This is a genomic window from Nocardiopsis nanhaiensis (genome assembly GCF_054778635.1).
Genome location: NZ_BAAGZJ010000002.1, coordinates 190970 through 207506, shown reverse-complemented (window position 1 = coordinate 207506; position 16537 = coordinate 190970). Strand labels below are relative to the sequence as shown.

At 70.6% G+C, this 16537-nt stretch carries 12 protein-coding genes; 3 read left to right on the top strand and 9 right to left on the bottom strand.

Going from position 1 to position 16537, the window contains the following annotated elements:
- Positions 1 to 369: 369 nt before the first annotated feature.
- Entirely contained in the window at positions 370 to 1275 is a 906-nt protein-coding gene (locus ACYVD1_RS01810) for a hypothetical protein (protein ID WP_460766730.1), read from the top strand.
- Positions 1276 to 1333: 58 nt separating this feature from the next.
- Here ACYVD1_RS01810 and ACYVD1_RS01805 read toward each other — a convergent pair whose 3' ends face one another.
- The 8 genes from ACYVD1_RS01805 to fdh all read right to left on the bottom strand — a co-directional run bounded on the left by ACYVD1_RS01805 (position 1334) and on the right by fdh (position 13110).
- Positions 1334 to 2602: a Gfo/Idh/MocA family protein gene (locus ACYVD1_RS01805; protein WP_460766725.1), complete on the bottom strand. Its 1269-nt coding sequence runs from the start codon at positions 2600 to 2602 to the stop codon at positions 1334 to 1336.
- A gap of 66 nt (positions 2603 to 2668) precedes the next feature.
- A complete protein-coding gene (locus tag ACYVD1_RS01800) occupies positions 2669 to 3649 on the bottom strand; it encodes an ABC transporter permease (RefSeq protein WP_460747173.1) in 981 nt (326 codons plus the stop codon).
- On the bottom strand, positions 3646 to 4662 hold the full coding sequence (locus tag ACYVD1_RS01795; RefSeq protein WP_460766721.1) for an ABC transporter permease: 1017 nt from the start codon (positions 4660 to 4662) through the stop codon (positions 3646 to 3648). The genes ACYVD1_RS01800 and ACYVD1_RS01795 overlap by 4 nt, the downstream gene beginning before the upstream one ends.
- The gene (locus tag ACYVD1_RS01790; RefSeq protein WP_460766716.1) at positions 4659 to 6353 is read right to left on the bottom strand and encodes a sugar ABC transporter ATP-binding protein; all 1695 of its coding nucleotides are present in this window, start codon (positions 6351 to 6353) and stop codon (positions 4659 to 4661) included. Before ACYVD1_RS01790 ends, ACYVD1_RS01795 begins: the two co-directional genes overlap by 4 nt.
- 92 nt (positions 6354 to 6445) lie before the next feature.
- On the bottom strand, positions 6446 to 7552 hold the full coding sequence (locus ACYVD1_RS01785; protein WP_460766709.1) for a substrate-binding domain-containing protein: 1107 nt from the start codon (positions 7550 to 7552) through the stop codon (positions 6446 to 6448).
- A 301-nt stretch (positions 7553 to 7853) separates the two neighbouring features.
- Entirely contained in the window at positions 7854 to 8933 is a 1080-nt protein-coding gene (gene nrfD, locus ACYVD1_RS01780; protein WP_460766704.1) for an NrfD/PsrC family molybdoenzyme membrane anchor subunit, read from the bottom strand.
- A complete protein-coding gene (locus ACYVD1_RS01775) occupies positions 8930 to 9853 on the bottom strand; it encodes a 4Fe-4S dicluster domain-containing protein (RefSeq protein ID WP_460766700.1) in 924 nt (307 codons plus the stop codon). Before ACYVD1_RS01775 ends, nrfD begins: the two co-directional genes overlap by 4 nt.
- Before the next feature lie 2 nt (positions 9854 to 9855).
- Positions 9856 to 13110 carry a formate dehydrogenase gene (gene fdh, locus ACYVD1_RS01770; protein ID WP_460766697.1) on the bottom strand — a complete coding sequence of 1085 codons (3255 nt, stop codon included), beginning with the start codon at positions 13108 to 13110 and terminating at the stop codon, positions 9856 to 9858.
- Between the two features lie 215 nt (positions 13111 to 13325).
- On the opposite strand from fdh, the gene ACYVD1_RS01765 reads away from it, so the two are divergent.
- Both ACYVD1_RS01765 and ACYVD1_RS01760 read left to right on the top strand, forming a co-directional pair.
- On the top strand, positions 13326 to 13742 hold the full coding sequence (locus tag ACYVD1_RS01765; RefSeq protein WP_460766694.1) for a ChaB family protein: 417 nt from the start codon (positions 13326 to 13328) through the stop codon (positions 13740 to 13742).
- Between the two features lie 54 nt (positions 13743 to 13796).
- Positions 13797 to 15605 (top strand): thiamine pyrophosphate-requiring protein, encoded by a 1809-nt coding sequence (locus ACYVD1_RS01760; RefSeq protein WP_460766690.1) that lies wholly within the window; start codon positions 13797 to 13799, stop codon positions 15603 to 15605.
- Positions 15606 to 15677: 72 nt separating this feature from the next.
- On the opposite strand, the gene ACYVD1_RS01755 is transcribed toward ACYVD1_RS01760, so the two are convergent.
- Entirely contained in the window at positions 15678 to 16532 is an 855-nt protein-coding gene (locus tag ACYVD1_RS01755) for an SDR family oxidoreductase (RefSeq protein ID WP_460766685.1), read from the bottom strand.
- Positions 16533 to 16537: the final 5 nt, after the last annotated feature.

Below are 16537 nucleotides of genomic sequence, written 5' to 3'. Positions count from 1 at the left end.
ACTTGCGCCGCCGGACCCACCGCTCCAGCTCGGCTCGGTCTTCAGCGGTCAGGTCCAGCGGTGCGAGTTTGGGTCCCGGTCGTGCCATGGCACAACCCTAGGCAATTTAACAACTCAGGACACTAGGCGCGGATGGGGGCGCCCAGGCCGGGCCGGCCAGTCGAAGGCCTCCGCCGGGGCCGCCGTGGCCGGCGTCTGCCTGATGTGCCCGAAATGGCCGCGGTGAGGGTCTGGTCCCCGGATTCGGGGAATCCCGTCGGTAACGGTCCGGAGGCCGGGGCGGGAGATCGGGAAACCACCGAGTTCTCCCCGGCTACTCAACAGCGACGGGCGCCGGGAGGGCACGTCGGGTGAGGAAGGCGTGCCGAGGTGGACGAGTGGTCGGAGACCGGACGGGAGGGTACCGAGGGGGTCGGACCCCGTCGGGTGAGCGTGCACCCCGAGCTCGGTGACGGGGACCGTCGGCGTCTGGCGGAGGGGCTGGCACTGAAGGCCAAGGAGGTCGGCCAGCCCAGCGATCTCGCGGGGCACGGGAACCCGGAGGCGGAGTCAGTCAAGGAGTCGTCCGCTGCCCTGCGGGTTCTCCTGTTGTCCATGGGCATGGTGTTGGCCGTGGTGATGTTGAACGACCCCGCGGTGTTCGTTCTCCTGTTGGTGCCCAGCATGGCCGTCGGCGGCGCCGCGTACTTCAGGCACGGACGCCTGCGCGCGCTCCGCGAACACCGGGCCGCGCGCGAGGCGGTCGAAGACGCCGTCGATGAACTCCAAGGGTTCTTCGTCAGCGGTGACATGCTCGACACCTCCGCCCGTCGGATGCTGGGGCGGACCCAGCGGGCAGTGGATTGCGTGTTGGGCTCGGACGCGCACCGGCGCGGCCTGCTGCTCGACGAGGTACGCAACAGGGTGGTGTTGGCCGACGCGGAGTGGGCGGTGGCCCAGTGCCTGCTCCGGCAGTCCCGGACCCGGCAGCGGATCGAGGCCACGCCCCTGGTCGGTGAGCGCAGCCGCCGGGCGGCCGAGCGGGCCCGAGGCGTCCTGGAGGAGGACGTGGCCGAGGTCGGGCGGCGGATCCGGACCCTGGAGGACTACGCGCATCTGGTCCGCGCGGCGGAGCTGGAGGAACAGGACCGCCGCACCGCCGCCGAACTCGACGCGCTCGCCGACCGCACCGCCGAGGCCGGTGCGGCCCACCCGCACCAGGAGGAGGCGCTCTCCCACCTCGTCCAGGCCCAGGCGCTGGCCCTGCGCGTGGCCGCCCTGACCACCGATCCCTAGGTCTCGCCGGTGGGCCGCTGGGCCCAGGCGGGTTTCCAGGTCTCGGCCGCGGCCGCCCTCAGGCCCCCGAGCGCCACGTTCCCTGGGCGACGTCGGGTACGAAGTCGGCGAGCCGCTCACGTGTGGCCGAGTCGGTGAGGTCGATCCTGCGGCCTTCCTGGGCCGACAGGTAGGCCGCCATGAGGAGTTCGGTGACGTCCCGGCCGTCGAGGAGGTCCTCCCGGGGCGCCTTGCCGTCCATGAAGCGCTCGGCCATGTGCCGGTTCTCGTCGGTGTAGCCGTAGGTCGCCGCCTCGTCGGGAACCACCGGCATCAGCCCGCCTTCGGCGTTCTGCTTCTCCACCAGGTCCTCGCCGGACCGGCCGGCGATCTCGCGGCTGAGGAACACCCGCGACTCGGTGTCCAGGCTGTTGGAGGACATGGAGTACTCCGGCCCCAGCAGTTCGTAGCTGAGCCGGAGCCCGGCGCCCACGTAGCTCCAGGACGTGGTGGCCTCGGCGACCACCTCGTGGCCGTCGCCGTTGCGGTAGACCACCGTGGCGCGCGCGTAGTCCTCCGCGGGGCGGTTCCGGTAGTCCACCTCCGGGCCGTAGCGGCTGACCAGCTCGTCGGAGTAGTGGGGGCGCGTCCACTTCAGGCAGGCGATGGTGGCCTCCACGCTCACCGGCCGAAGCCAGTCCCGTGCCCGGGTGCCGGGCGGGGTGAGGAGGTAGCGGGCGGCCTCGACGCTGTGGCACATCATGTCGTTCAGGACGCCGCCGCCCTGCTTGTCGCCCTGCCAGAACCACGCACTGTGCGGTCCGCTGTGCTCCTCGGCGCAGCGCGCCAGGTAGGGGGATCCGGACGCGGCGGCGCCGCGAGCCCACACCAGTTCGTGGGCGCGGGTGACCCCGGGCGCGAAGACCTGGTTCTCCAGGTAGCCGTGGAGCAGCCCGGCGTCTTCGACCAGACGCAGGACCTCCTCGGCCTCGGCGACCGTGCGCCCCAGGGGTTTCTCGATGGCTATGCCGCGCAGGCTCGCCCGGCCCGAGGAGACCTCTTCGCAGATGGCCCGCACCGTCTCCAGACGCACGTGGTTGGGCGTGGTCACCCACACCGCCTGCACATCGGGGTCGCGCACCATGGCGCGTACGTCGTCGTAGCCGGCGGGGTCGCCCACACGCAGCTGCCGTGCCAGGTCGCAGACCTGTGCCACGGTCTTGGCCGTCCGGCCGCAGACCGCAACCACGTCGGCCTCGCGCACCCCGCGGAAGGAACGGGTGTGGAAGTCGGCGATGAACCCGCTGCCGACGATGCCGACGCCGAGTCGGCCGTTCTGTGATGTCACGTTGGAGTCTCCAAATCCGGTGGTTGGCCACGCTGGCGCCGGGCGGGGAGCCTGTGGGGGCACGGCTTAGCCGCGTAGGCGCTTCTGTCTGCCGTAGGCGGTCAGGACGATGATCAGCACGATGCCGAAGAGGATCTGGCGCGGTGCGTCGCCCCATTCGCCGCCGCCGATCTGCATGGTGCGCAGCAGCGAGTCGAGGACGGTGAGCAGGATGGCGCCGATCACGGTGCCCAGGTAGCCGCCGACGCCGCCGATCAGCGCGGTGCCGCCGATCACCGCGGCCGCGACGCTGTTGAGCATGTAGTCGGCGCCCAGGTTGGTGTAGACGTTCTGGGTGTAGCCGAGAAGCAGCAGGCCGCCCACCCCGGCGAACAGCGAGGACAGCACGTAGGCGGTGAACTTCACCGCGGAGGGGTTGACCCCGGACAGGTAGGCCGTGGTGCGGTTGGCCCCCACCGCGTAGAGCCGCCATCCGAACGAGCTGCGCCGCAGCAGCCAGATCACCAGGATGGTCAGGCCGAGCCACAGCCACAGGACCCCCGGGATGCCGAAGACCGTGTCGCCGGTGACCAGCTGGTTGAGCAGGGGAGCCGCCGAGCCTTCGGGACGGCCGCCGGTGTAGAGCCGGATGAACCCGGTAACCACGGCGATCATGCCCAGGGTCATGACCAGTGGCGGGACCCTGAACACGAGGACGCCGATCGCGTTGACCACGCCGATCACGCAGGCCGAGGCCAGCGCGGCCAGTACGGCGAAGGTGAAGCCGTCGTTGCTGCCGTCCATGAAGCGGGAGGCGACGATCGCGGACAGCGTCGCCGCCGATCCCACCGACAGGTCGATGCCCTCGCCGCCGGCGATGATCACCAGGGTCTGGCCGATCGCGATCACGCCGAGGAAGGAGGCGACGGTCAGGGTGGTGACGATGTGGCCCCAGCTGGCGAAGGCTGGTGCGTAGAGGCTGGCGGCAGCCCACAGCACCAGGGTGACGGCGCCGGAGATCACCACCGGGTCGCGGGACAGGCGGCGCAGGGGGATGGTGGTGGTCATCGGTGGCCTCCCGTTGCCCCGAGGGTTTTGCCGTTGCGGGCGGTGAGCAGCCCGGCGAGCGCGATCGCGGCGATGATGATGCAGCCGTAGACGAATTCGCGCGCGTTGGTGGGGATCCCGGCGAAGAACACCAGGCCTTGGATGAGTGAGAGGACCACGGCGCCCACCAGGGCACCGCCGACCCCGCCGGATCCGCCGCGCAGCCGGGTTCCTCCGATGACCAGTGCGGCGATCGAGCCGAGGGTGAGTTCGGTGCCCAGGGTGGGGTCGCCGGCCCCGGCGTCGGCCAGGAGCGCGACCCCGGCCAGGGCCGCCACCAGTCCGCCCAAGGTGTAGGACAGTACCCGCACCGTCGACACCGGCACCGCTGAGGTGTAGGCGGCGTCGGCGTTGCCGCCGACGGCGTAGAGGTGTTGGCCGAAGCGGTGGCTCCGCAGCAGCCGCCAGCCGAGGAAGAGGGCCAGCAGCAGCACGGCGGGGATCGGCACGTACAGTGCCAGGACCATGCGGTAGGTCTCGGTGAGGACGGGGGACGCCTGGCCGCCCGGTGCCGGCAGTACCAGCAGCGCCAGGCCGCCGAACACCGAGCTGGTGGCGAAGGTCGCCACGATGGGTTGCAGCCGCAGGACCGCCACGACGAGGCCGTTGAACAGTCCGCAGGCGGCCCCGGTGGCCAGGCCCGCGGCCAGGGCCAGGGGCAGGCGGCCGTCGTCGCCCTGCATGAGTACCACCGACACCGCCGAGGAGAGGGTGACGATGGTGCCGATCGACAGGTCGATGCCGCCGCCGAGCACGATGATGGTCTGCGCGGCGGCGACGGTGGCCAGGGGGAGGAACGTGGCGAAGCTGGCGCTGAGTCCGTAGGGGGAGAAGAAGCCGGGTTGCAGGGTCGCCGAGGCCGCCACCGTGATCAGTAGCAGGAAGGCCACAGCCAGGGTGGGCATGCGCACTGACAGCACCGCTTGCACCGGACGCGGCCGGTGCGCCCGCTTGGGGCCGGTCGTGAGGTTCATGGCCGTCCTCCGTCCGGTCCGTCGTCTGTGCCGTGGTCCGAAGCGGGTCCCGGGTCGGGGCCTGGACCCTGCTCCGGGTCGGGCATCTCCGCCGCCGACTCTGCGCTGTGCGCGGCGGCCACGTCGCCGCCGGTGATGTGCATGGCGCTGGCGATCAGCGTGTCCTCGGTGAGCCGGTCCCCGGAGACCTCGTCGACCACCCGGCCCTCGAACAGGACCAGCACCCGGTCGCACACCTCGACCAGTTCCCGGTCGTCGCTGGAGCTGACCAGCACCGCCGCCCCGGAGGCCGCGAGTTCGGCCACCACCTGGAACATCTCGGCCTTGGCGCCGACGTCGATTCCCTTGGCGGGGTCGTCCATGAGCACCACCGTCGGTTCGGTGGGAAACCACTTGCCCACCACGATCTTCTGCTGGTTGCCGCCGGACAGCGTGGAGACCGGGTCGTCCAGTGATCCGTAGCGGGTGTTGACCCGCTCGGCCACCGCGCGGGCGGCGGCGACCTCCCGGCGTCGGAACAGCGCCACCCCCAGGGCCGCGCGCCGGCCCACCGAAGGCAGGGCGAAGTTCTCCAGGATGGGCCGCCCCAGGGCCAACCCCTGGCCGCCGCGGTTTCCGGGGACGTAGCAGAAGCCGGCCCGTACCGCCTGTTTGGGCGAGCGGGGGCGCACCTGCGCTCCGTTCAACAGCACGGTGCCGCCGGTGCGGCGTCCCGCGCCGAACAGGGTTGCCATCAGCTCGGACTGGCCCTGGCCTTGGAGGCCGCCGAGCCCCAGTACCTCGCCCGCGCGGACCTGGAGGGAGAGTCCGTCGAGCCGTGGACCGGTGAGTTCGCGTACTTCGAGGCGCGGGGTGGAGGCCGGTTCTCGATCGGGTGCTTGGTGGGGTGCTTGGTGGGCTGGCTCCTGTTCGGGCGCTTGGCCGGGTGCCCGGTCCGGGGCGGGCCGGGACGCGGCTTCGCCCGACATCAGTTCCACCAGTTCGCGCTCGGGCGTCTCACCGACCGTCACCGTGGCCACGGCCGTCCCGTTGCGCATCACCGTGGCCCGGTCGCACAGGGACAGGATCTCGGCCAGCCGGTGGGTGATGAACAGGACCAGCACGCCGCGCTCACGCAGTTCGGAGACGACATCGAAGAGCACCTCCACCTGGCCGCGGCGCAGGGAGGCGGTGGCCTCGTCCAGCACCAGGACCTGGGGGTCGCGTACCAGCGCCTTGCACACCTCGACGATCTGGCGCTCTCCGGGGTCCAGGTCGCCGGTGCGCTCCCGGGCTGGCACGCGGCCGCCGAAGGCGGGGGCGAACCGCTCCAGCCAGGGCAGGGCACGGGCCAGCGCGGCCCGCCGGTCGCGCAACCCGAACCGGGACGGTTCCACCCCGAGCACCAGGTTGTCCAGGACGGTGAAGTCCTCGACCAGCGACAGCTCCTGGTAGACGGCGCTCACCCCGGCGGCCAGGGTGTCGCGGGGCCCTCGGGGCCGCAGCCGCTCGTCCCGCAGGAGAACTCGGCCCGCGTCCGGGGCGACCACCCCGGTGAGTACCTTCAGCAGTGTCGACTTGCCCGAGCCGTTTGGGCCGAGCACGGCGTGCACCGTTCCCGCGTCGGCGCTGAAATCGGCTCCGTCCAGCGCGGTCACGCCTCCGTAGCGTTTGCGCACGCCGCTCATCCGTAGAAACGGCGGTGTGTCCACGAGTCCTCTCCCTGGTTCTGGGGGCGCGTTCGGCGTCCGGCCGTCGCCTACGCCCGAGTGGGGCGGTCGCGGCCGGAGGGTGTTCCGGGAGGTCACTCGAAGTAGGCGTCGGCCTCCTCCGGGGTGAGCCCGTGGTCCACCGCGTAGGCGTCGTTCTCGTCCTCGACCTCGGCGAACTGCTCGTCGAAGTTGTCGTCGGTGACCGTGTCGGGGATGGGCAGCCAGGCGTTGTTGTCCTCGATGGAGTCCTCGGCGAACTCCTCGCCCTGCAGCATGCGGATCACCACGTGCAGCGCCGAAACCGAGACCGACGGCGGGTTGGGAACGCCGACCGTGGAGAAGTCGCCGTCCTCGCGCTGGGCGTCCCACTCGCGCATGAAGCCCACGCGGGCCTCGCCGGTCATGGTGACGTCGTCCAGCGCGTCCTCGGCCTCCAGCGCCTGGAACGCGCCGAGCGCCATGCCGTCCTGTACGAAGAGCCCGTCGACGTCGGGGTTGCTGGCGATCAGGTCCCGGGTGACCGTCTGGCCCTGGTTCTGGTCCCATTCGGCGTAGTCGTTGGCGACCACTTCCACCCCGGCCTCGTCGAAGACCTCGCTCGCGCCGCCCCAGCGGTCCTCGTTGGCCGGGTGGCCGTCGATGCCGTTGACCGCGATGATCTCGCCGCCCTCGCCGACCTGCTCGGCCAGCCACTCAGCCGAGATGGAGGCCCACTCGCTCTGGTCGATGACGACGTTGACCACGTCCTCGGACTCCACGGCCTGGTCGATGGCAACGATCTGGATGCCCTGCTCGGCGGCTTCGGCGAAGACCTGGTCGAGCGCGGTGGGGGAGTTGGGGTTGACGACGATCGCGTCCACGTCGGACCGGATCAGGTTGCGGATCTGCTGGATCTGGCCGTTGACGTCGACGTCGGCGCTCTCCACCACCAGCTCGTCGACCACCCCTTCGGCCTCGTACTCCTCGAAGGCCTCCTCGAGCACCGACAGCATCTGCTCCCGCCACTCGCTGCCGATGAAGCCGTTGCTCACGCCGATGGTGAACGGGCCGTCGGCGCCGTTCCCGTCGGCGTCCCCGTTTCCTTCGGGCGTGGTGCAGGCGCCCGCGACGAGCAGCGTGCCCGCAGCGGCCGCGGCGCCAAGTGCGCGCAGTCCGTGACGACGTCGCCTAGGCATGATCCGGTGCGCATTCGAACCCATGAGGGCCTCCAAGTGCCTGGTTCGCTGAGGGGGGTCACGTGCTGTCTGGGAGGGCGTGCCGCCTTGTCGGGCGCGGCCGTGGACAGCGCACGGTCGATCTGCTCGGGGGTGGGGACGGGTCCAGGGCCAGGCAGTTCACCCTGTGACTGGGATCACGAACCTACGCACTCTTGTGTCGATCGTCAATGACCTTTTTGCCGATCGCTGATGAAAGTCACGGTTGATCCGAACTTAGGGCGCACAAAAGAGGGGGCGGGCGGTGCGCACACCACCCGTCCCCGCGCTCGATCCGTGCCTATCCCTAGGGGCGGGCCGCCGCACGTTCGGCCAGGCGCCGCCGCTGCGGAACGACCGTGTACTTCGGGTCGGCTGCCGACTGCACCCCCGCCTGGAAGACCCCGAGGCGGGTCGCGGCCGAACCCGCGAGCAGCGCTGCGCCGCTCAGCGCCGACACGGTACGGCTGCGGCGGCCCACGATCGCGCCGACCGCGCCCGCCAGTGTGAGGGCCTTCGCCGAACGCATGAGCGTCCCGGCGCGTCCGGTCTCGTAGGGTTCGCCGACCATGCCCATCCGGCGCTCCATGTAGGTGGACAGCGCTGCCTCGGCGACCGCTCCACCGACCGCGACCCGGCGTGCGGGCGCGCTCGGCTCGGTGGGGGAGACCAGTAGACCCATGCCGCCCGCGGCGGCCGCGGCCGAGGAAGCGAAGACGAACGGCATCTCCCGGTAGCCGTCGTGCCAGGCCGGAACGGCGGTGTCGCAGATCAACGGAGCCGTGTAGGTGGCCACGAGCGGGCCCATCAGGCCCGCGCTGACCGTCGCGGCCCGCCCGGTCCGGGGGAACCAGCCGGTCGCGGCGGTCACCGCGGCCACGCCCGCCATCGGCCCGTAACCCATCAGGAACCAGGAACCCACGCTCATCGGCGAGCTCGGTTTGAACACCCGCAGCATGTTGAGGAAGCGCTCGGGACGGCCGAGGTCGTGGATGAGGGCAGCCGTCGATCCGGAGATCGCCGCCAGCGCAACGTACTTCAACGGTCGTGCCAGGTCGGGGCGCCCCGTGGCCTCTGCCCCCGCAGCCAGGACCGACGAGCCCCCGGCGAGCCCGCCCAGGAAGAGGTATCCGCCGATGTCCCGGGCCTCCCACACGATCTGGTTCAGGATCGGGCGCCCGTAGTAGGAACGGAAGTCCGCGTCGGGCACCCGGGTCGGCTCGCCGCCCCGGCGCCCCTTGCCCCGGCGCTGGCCGCGCCCACCTCCGCGGTCCTCTTGGGCGCCTGTGCCGCGCACCTGCCGAGGGGCCGCCGTGTCGGCCGCGCCGGTGATCGCGTGCCGACCCTCGTCACGGGACTTCTCCCCGGGTGTCTCGGGTGTCGTCATCGTCGCCTCCCCATGAAAGCGGCCGCCGCACCGGCCAGCAACACGGCCGCGGCCGCCCCCGCGTGCCGCCACATCGACGGAAGGTCCCTGGTCGTGACCACCGGGTCCGGCGGCAGCCCGTAGACCTCCGGCTCGTCCAACAGGAGGAAGAAGGCTCCCGCGCCGTCGACGCCGTTGTCGGGGTCCTCCCCGTACAGCTGGGCGGACGAGATCCCCGCGCCGTGCAGGTCCGCCAACCGCTGGTCGGCTCGCTCCCGGAGTTCGTCCAGGTCACCGAACTGGATCGAGTCCGTGGGGCACGCCTGCGCGCAGGCGGGCTGCATACCGTCCCCGATCCGGTCGTAGCAGAGCGTGCACTTCCATGCCCGGCCGTCGACCTCCCTGCGGTCGATCACCCCGTAGGGGCAGGCCGGGACGCAGTAGCCGCAGCCGTTGCAGATGTCCTCCTGGACGACCACGGTGTCGAACTCGGTGCGGAACAGGGCACCGGTGGGGCACACGTCCAGGCAGGCCGCGCTCGTGCAGTGCTTGCACACGTCCGAGGACATCAGCCACCGGAAGTCGCCCCGGCCCTCGGACGGGGTTGCGGAGTCCTCCCCGGTCCGCTGGCCGGGGAGGGAGAACGAGGGCATCCCCAAGTCGACGGGGCCGTCGGCGGTGCGTCCCACCCCCGGATCCTGGTGGCCCAAAGGCTTGCGCTGCTCGATGAAGGCCACGTGGCGCCAGGTATCGGCGCCAAGTCCGCTGCTGTTGTCGAAAGACATGGCCGTGAAGTCGAGCCCCTCCTCGGGGACCAGGTTCCACTCCTTGCAGGCCACCTCACAGGCCTTGCAGCCGATACAGACACTGGTGTCGGTGAAAAAGCCCAAGCGGGGACGGTCTTCGTCCGCCGGTTCCCTCGGTTGGCCGTCAGCGGTCATGGTCACGCCTCCGTTCCGGACTGTTCCGTGATCCCGGCCCTGTGCCGGTACTCCTCGACCAGCTCGACCCGGTCGCGGCCCCTCGGCCGCCGGCCGGGTCTGATGTCGGCGGTGAGCGCCTTGACCTCCTGGATGTGTACGTTGGGATCCAGGGAGATGGACATCAGCTCGTTGGCCGCGTCGCCGGTCGTGTAGCCGTTGGGACCCCAGTGGTAGGGCATGCCGATCTGGTGGACCGGACGGCCCTGCACCCGCAGCGGGGCCATCCGGTCGGTGACCAGTACCCGTGCCTCGATGGCGTTGCGCGCGGTGACGACGGTGGCCCAGCCGCCGTGCTCCAGACCCTGCTCCGCGGCCAGCTCGGGGCTGACCTCGCAGAAGAACTCGGGCTGCAGCTCTGCCAGGTAGGGGGTCCAACGGCTCATGCCTCCCGCGGTGAAGTGCTCGGTGAGCCGGTAGGTCGTCAGCACGAAGGGGTAGACGTCTGCTCCAGAGCTTCCAGCGGCGGGGTGGTAGCGGTTGAGCTCGTGCGGGAAGAGTAGCCGGGTCGGGTTGCGCTCGTGCCCGTACAGCGGGTTGGTGAACGGGGTGTCCTGCGGCTCGTAGTGGGTGGGCATGGGGCCGTCGTTCAGTCCTGCCGGAGCGAACAGCCACCCCTTGCCGTCGGCCTGCATGATGAAGGCGTCCACCCCGCTCAGCGCCTCCACCCCCGCGGCGTCTTTGGAAGGCCGGTAGCCGGGCGCCTTGTCGGGTTCGAAGTCGGCGACGTCGTGTCCGATCCACCGGCCCCGCTCCTCGTCCCACCACACCAGGGCCTTGCGCTGGCTCCACGGCCGGCCGTGCGCGTCGGCCGAGGCACGGTTGTAGAGGATGCGCCGGTTGTCGGGCCAGGACCACGCCCACTCGGCGGCGATCCAGTCCTGCTCCCCGCCGGGCTTCTTGCGCGCCGCCTGGTTGACGCCGTCCTTGAAGACGCCGCAGTAGATCCAGCATCCGCACGAGGTCGAGCCGTCCTCGCGGAGCTGGGTGTAGCGGTCCAGCGCGCGGCCCTCGGCGTCGTGCCCGTTGATCTCCCGAAGGACCGCTTCGGCGTCGGGCTCCTCGCCCTCCTCCAAGGGGTAGTCCCAAGTGAGGTCGAGGATCGGGCGGTCCTTGGGGTCCTCGGAGTCGGCGAGCTCTTGGCGGATGAGACGCCCCAGGTGGTACATGAACCACAGGTCGCTGCGCCGGTCACCGCTCGGGAGGACCGCGCGGTCGTGCCACTGCAGCGTCCTGTTGGTGTTGGTGAAGGTGCCGGACTTCTCCGTGTGCGCCGCGGCGGGGAAGAAGAACACCTCGGTGGCGATGTCCTCGGTGCGCATCTCGCCGGACTCGATCTCGGGCCCGTCCTGCCACCAGGTGGCGCTTTCGATGAGCGAGAAGTCGCGGACCACCAGCCAGTCCAGGTTGGCCATGCCGAAGCGCTGGGCCCGGCTGTTGGCCGAACCGACCGCGGGGTTCTCCCCCATGAGGAAGTAGCCCTTGCAGACCCCCGCGATCTGCTCCATGACCGTGTCGTAGGTGCTGTGCGATCCGGTGAGCCTGGGGACGTACCCGAAGCAGAAGTCGTTGTCCGCGGTGGCGTGCTCGCCCCACCATGCCTTGAGCAGGCTGACCGTGTAGGACCGCATCTGCGACCAGAACCCCTTGTGCGGGTACCCGGCCGCCATGACGTAGCCGTCCAGGTCCTGTTCCTCGTGCGCGTGCGGCATGGGCAGATAGCCGGGCAGCAGGTCGAACAGGGTGGGGACGTCGCTGGACCCCTGGATGCTGGCGTGGCCGCGCAGTGCCTGGATGCCGCCGCCGGGGCGGCCGATGTTGCCCAGCAGCAGTTGGAGGATCGAAGCGGTCCGGATGTACTGGGAACCCACGGTGTGCTGGGTCCACCCGACCGCGTAGCAGAACGCGCTTGTACGGTCGGGCCCCGAGTTCTCGGTCAGGTGGTCGCAGACACGGCGGAAGACGTCCTGGGGGATGCCGCAGATCTCCTCCACCATCTCCGGGGTATAGCGCGAGTAGTGCCTCTTGAGGACCTGGAACACGCAGCGCGGGTCGGTGAGCGTCCGGTCCTCGCGGCCCGCGTCGCGGATCACCGCTCCGCCCGCGCCCTGCTGCTCCGGGCGCCCCGCGTGGCTGGTGCCCGGGTCACCCTCCTTGCGCGTGCGGTGCAGCTGGTTGCGGTCCCCGGCGGCCGCGGCCACCTCGGCTCCCTCATAGCTCCAGGAGGAGACGTCGTAGGCGCGGTCCGTCTCGGAGAACCCGGAGAACACCCCGTCCAGGTCCTCGGTGTCCTGGAAGTCCTCCCCGACGATCGTCGCGGCGTTGGTGTACTCCACGACGTAGTCGCGGAAGTACTTCTCCTCGGTCAGGACGTGGTTGATGACGGCCCCGAGGAAAGCGATATCGGTGCCCGCTCGGATGGGAACGTGCAGGTCGGCCAGCGCGCTGGTGCGGCTGAAGCGGGGATCGACGTGGATGACGACCGCCCCGCGCGCCTTGGCCTCCATCACCCACTGGAAGCCCACGGGGTGGGCCTCGGCGAAGTTGGAGCCCTCGATCACGATGCAGTCGGAGTTCTGCAGGTCCTGGAGGAACATGGTGGCCCCGCCCCGCCCGAAGGACGTCCCCAGCCCTGCGACGGTGGAGCTGTGGCACACCCGAGCCTGGTTCTCGACCTGGATGACGCCGAGGGCGGTGAGGAGCTTCTTGATCAGGTAGTTCTCCTCGTTGTCCAAGGTCGCGCCGCCCAGGCTCGCGATACCGAGTGTGCGGGCCACGCGCTGACCGTCGTGCTCCTGCTCCCAGGTCTCCTCCCTGGTCCGGATCACCCGCTCCGCGACCATGCGCATGGCGGTGTCCAGGTCGAGTTCCTCCCAGTCGCGGCCGTAAGGCGGCCGGTAGAGGACCCTGTCGCGCCGAGCCGAGCCGGTGGTGAGCTGGAGGCTGGCGGAGCCCTTGGGGCAGAGCCTGCCGCGGCTGACGGGGGAGTCGGGGTCCCCCTCGATCTGGATGACCTGCTCGCCGCGGACGTAGACGTTCTGTCCGCACCCCACGGCGCAGTAAGGGCAGACCGACTTCACCACGCGGTCGGCCTCCGCCGTGCGCGGACGCAGTGTCTCGCTGCGCTCGGACTTGGCCGCTGCGCCGAGGCCCATTCTGTCAGTACCGGTCACTTGCCGCAGGACCGGCCACGAAGCCAACCAGTTCCACACACCCATGGCAGACCCCCCGGGCCCGCGACTGGAGCGGGCCGTCGACGTGTCCCGCGCCGCTCCGGAAGATCAGGGCGCGGTTAACCACCGTGCGACGGATCGGGAGTGGAGACGAGCCGACACGCTTATGCCGAGCCGACTCCACCTTTGGCGAGGGTTTTCCTTGACCGGGGTGCGGGCAGTGCCGCCAGCAGGGACCCAAACATCGGGGGGTGAGAGAGGTGCCAGGAGTAGACGAACTTCCGGACACCCTGCGCCGGTCGCCGGAGAAGGCGCAGCGCACCTGGATCGAGGCGCACGACAACGCGGTCCGGCAGTACGGGGAGGGCGAGCGTGCGCACAGGGTCGCCTTCGCTGCCCTCAAGCGCACGTTCGAAAAGGTCGGCGACCGCTGGGAGCCGAAGCAGGCCAAGGGCCCGTCGGACGCGCAGGCCGAGAACCCCAGGGCCGGCCGGCGTGCGGGCGGAGACCTGCCGACGGCCGGAGGGGTCGACGCCAACGCCACCAAGGGCCACCTCTACAAGCGGGCCAGGCAGCTCGGTCTGCCCGGCAGGTCCCGGATGACCAAGGACGAACTGGTGGACGCCCTCCAGAAGGAGAGCGACCGCCGCACCGCGGGGTCCGGCGGATCCGCGTGAACCGCGCTACACCCGGACCGGCACTGGTGCCGGGCCGGTCGAGGAGGACGGGACATGGTGCAGAACGTCGCCAACCATCTGCTGCGGCGGCTGTCGCAGTGGGGTGTCACCGAGGTATTCGGATACCCGGGGGACAGCGTCAACGGGCTCGTGGCGGAGATGGCGCGAGTGGAGGACGGCCCGCGGTTCATCCAGAGCCGCCACGAGGAGATGTCGGCCTTCGAAGCGGTCGGCTACGCCAAGTTCGGCGGCCGCTTCGGCGTGTGTATGGCTACAGGCGGCCCCGGGGCGATCCACCTTCTCAACGGCCTCTATGACGCCAAGCTCGACCACGTACCGGTCGTGTCGGTGATCGGCCAGGCCAGCCGCAGCGCCATGGGCGGCGCATACCAGCAGGAGATCGACCTGCACAGCCTGTTCAAGGACGTCTCCAGCGCTTTCCTCGAGACCGTCAACGTCCCCGAACAGCTGCCCAACGTCCTGGACCGGGCGATACGCACGGCTCTCGCGGAGCGGGCACCGACCACCGTGATCATTCCGGCGGACGTTCAGGAACTCGACTACTCACCGCCGGAACACGCCTTCAAGCACGTGCCGTCCAGCGCGCCCGACCGGGCGGCCGCCGGTGGTTCGGTGCTGCCGCCCGACTCCGAGTTGGACCGGGCCGCCGACGTACTCAACGCCGGTGAGCGGATCGCCGTCCTGGTCGGCCAGGGTGCGAGGGGAGCCGCGGACGAGGTGCTCCGGCTCGCCGACGCGACCGGCGCGGGTATCGCCAAGGCACTCTTGGGCAAGGACGTCCTGTCCGATGACCTGCCGCAGGTCACCGGTGCTATCGGGCTGCTGGGCACCCGCCCTTCCTGGGAGCTGATGCGTGACTGCGACACCCTGCTGATCGTGGGGTCCAACCTGCCCTACACCCAGTTCCTGCCGCCCTTCGGCAGGCGGGCGGTGGAGATCGACATCGACCCGCGGTTCATCGGCATGCGCTACCCGACCGAAGTGAACCTGGTGGGCGACGCCGAGGGCACCGTGCGAGGGCTGCTGGACCGCCTCGAACCGGACCCGAAGCTGAAGAAGGGCCGGGACCGCTGGAGGCGGACGGTCGAGGACAACGTCCAACGCTGGTGGAGCGTCCTGGACGCCCAGGCCGGGGTCAGCGCCGACCCGGTCAATCCGATGCTCGTGGTGCACGAACTCTCGCCGCGCCTGCCCGGAGACGCCGTGGTCACTGCAGACTCCGGTTCGGCCACCAACTGGTATGCGCGCTTCCTGCGGATGGGCGCGCACAACCGCGGTTCGCTCTCGGGAACACTCGCCACCATGGGGTGCGCCGTGCCCTACGCGATCGGCGCCAAGCTCGCCGCCCCGGACCGCCCCGCCGTTGCCCTGGTGGGCGACGGTGCGATGCAGATGAACGGGTTGACGGAGCTGCTGACGGCCCGGCGCTACCGGGACCTGTGGGAGAACCCGACGCTGGTCGTGTGCGTACTGCACAACAACGACCTCAACCAGGTCACCTGGGAGCTGCGGGCGATGGCGGGGTCCCCGAAGACCCCCTACTCCCAGGACCTTCCCGACATGTCCTACGCGGAGTTCGCCGAGTCGGTGGGCCTGGTGGGGATCCGCGTGGACCGGCCGGAGGACGTCGGCCCGGCATGGGACCGTGCACTGGCCGCTGACCGGCCGGTCGTGCTCGACGTGCACTGCGACGGGGACGTGCCGCCGATCCCGCCGGAGGCGGAATGGGATCAGATCGCCGACATGCTCAGGTCCATGCTCGGGGGCGATCCCGACCGCAAGGGAGTGGTGGCCAGGGGGCTGGCCACCAAGATCCAAGAGTTTCTGCCGCACAGCCGGTAGACGCGCGGGCCAGTGGGCGCAGGAAAGGGGTGGGGCGTCGGCCCCACCCCCGATGCTCGGCTTCCGTCGGGCTCAACTCCCCTGGATCTCCCCGCCGGTCGGTGTCAGCGTCTCTCCCGTGTAGAAGGACGAGAGCCGGTCGCTGGCGAAGAAGACGTAGGACGGCGCGATCTCGTCGGGATCCGCGGCCCGCCCCATCGGCGCCTGCTTCCCGAAGCCCTCGGTGCGCTCGGACCCGAGCGTGGACGGGATGAGCGGTGTCCACACCGGCCCGGGCGCCACGCAGTTCACCCGCACACCCCGGTCCATCAGGACCTTGGACAGCGACAGTGACAGGTTCATGACGGCGGACTTGCTCGACGCGTAGTCGATCAGCGAGTTGTTGCCGCGCAGGCCGTTGATCGACCCGGTGATGATGATCGAGCCACCGTCGGGGATGTGCGGCAGGGCCTCGCGTACCGTCCAGAAGACCCCCATCACGTTGACGTCGAAGGTGCGCCGCAGCTGCTCGGTTGTCAGGTCGGTGAAATCCTCCACCGGGCTCTGCGTGGCCGCGTGCTCCACGAGGACGTCGATCCCGCCCAGTTCCTCGACGGCGCGCCCCACGAGGTGGGCGCAGTGCGACTCGTCGGCAACGTCGCCCCGGACGCCTACGGCGCGGCGTCCCTCCTTCTGCACCAGGCCGACCGTGTGCTGGGCTTCGGCGTCCTCGCTCAGGTAGCCGAAGACGACGTCGGCACCTTCCTTGGCGAAGGCCACGGCGACGGCCCGGCCGATCCCGGAGTCGCCGCCGGTGATCAGGGCCCGTTTGCCCTCGAGCAGCCCCCGGCCCTCGTAGCCGCGCATCTCGTCGCGCGGCTGCGGGTCCATCGGCTCGGTCCGGCCCGGATGCGGTTGCTCCTGGGCCGGTGGATGTCTCCCGTTCATGTACG

What these genes read in the sequence shown, in the direction of transcription:
- ACYVD1_RS01785 (WP_460766709.1), bottom strand. Translation starts at nt 7,552, where the DNA reads ATGGGTTCGAATGCGCACCGGATCATGCCTAGGCGACGTCGTCACGGA.
- fdh (WP_460766697.1), bottom strand. Translation starts at nt 13,110, where the DNA reads ATGGGTGTGTGGAACTGGTTGGCTTCGTGGCCGGTCCTGCGGCAAGTG.
- ACYVD1_RS01775 (WP_460766700.1), bottom strand. Translation starts at nt 9,853, where the DNA reads ATGACCGCTGACGGCCAACCGAGGGAACCGGCGGACGAAGACCGTCCC.
- ACYVD1_RS01755 (WP_460766685.1), bottom strand. Translation starts at nt 16,532, where the DNA reads ATGAACGGGAGACATCCACCGGCCCAGGAGCAACCGCATCCGGGCCGG.
- ACYVD1_RS01795 (WP_460766721.1), bottom strand. Translation starts at nt 4,662, where the DNA reads ATGAACCTCACGACCGGCCCCAAGCGGGCGCACCGGCCGCGTCCGGTG.
- nrfD (WP_460766704.1), bottom strand. Translation starts at nt 8,933, where the DNA reads ATGACGACACCCGAGACACCCGGGGAGAAGTCCCGTGACGAGGGTCGG.
- ACYVD1_RS01800 (WP_460747173.1), bottom strand. Translation starts at nt 3,649, where the DNA reads ATGACCACCACCATCCCCCTGCGCCGCCTGTCCCGCGACCCGGTGGTG.
- ACYVD1_RS01760 (WP_460766690.1), top strand. Translation starts at nt 13,797, where the DNA reads ATGGTGCAGAACGTCGCCAACCATCTGCTGCGGCGGCTGTCGCAGTGG.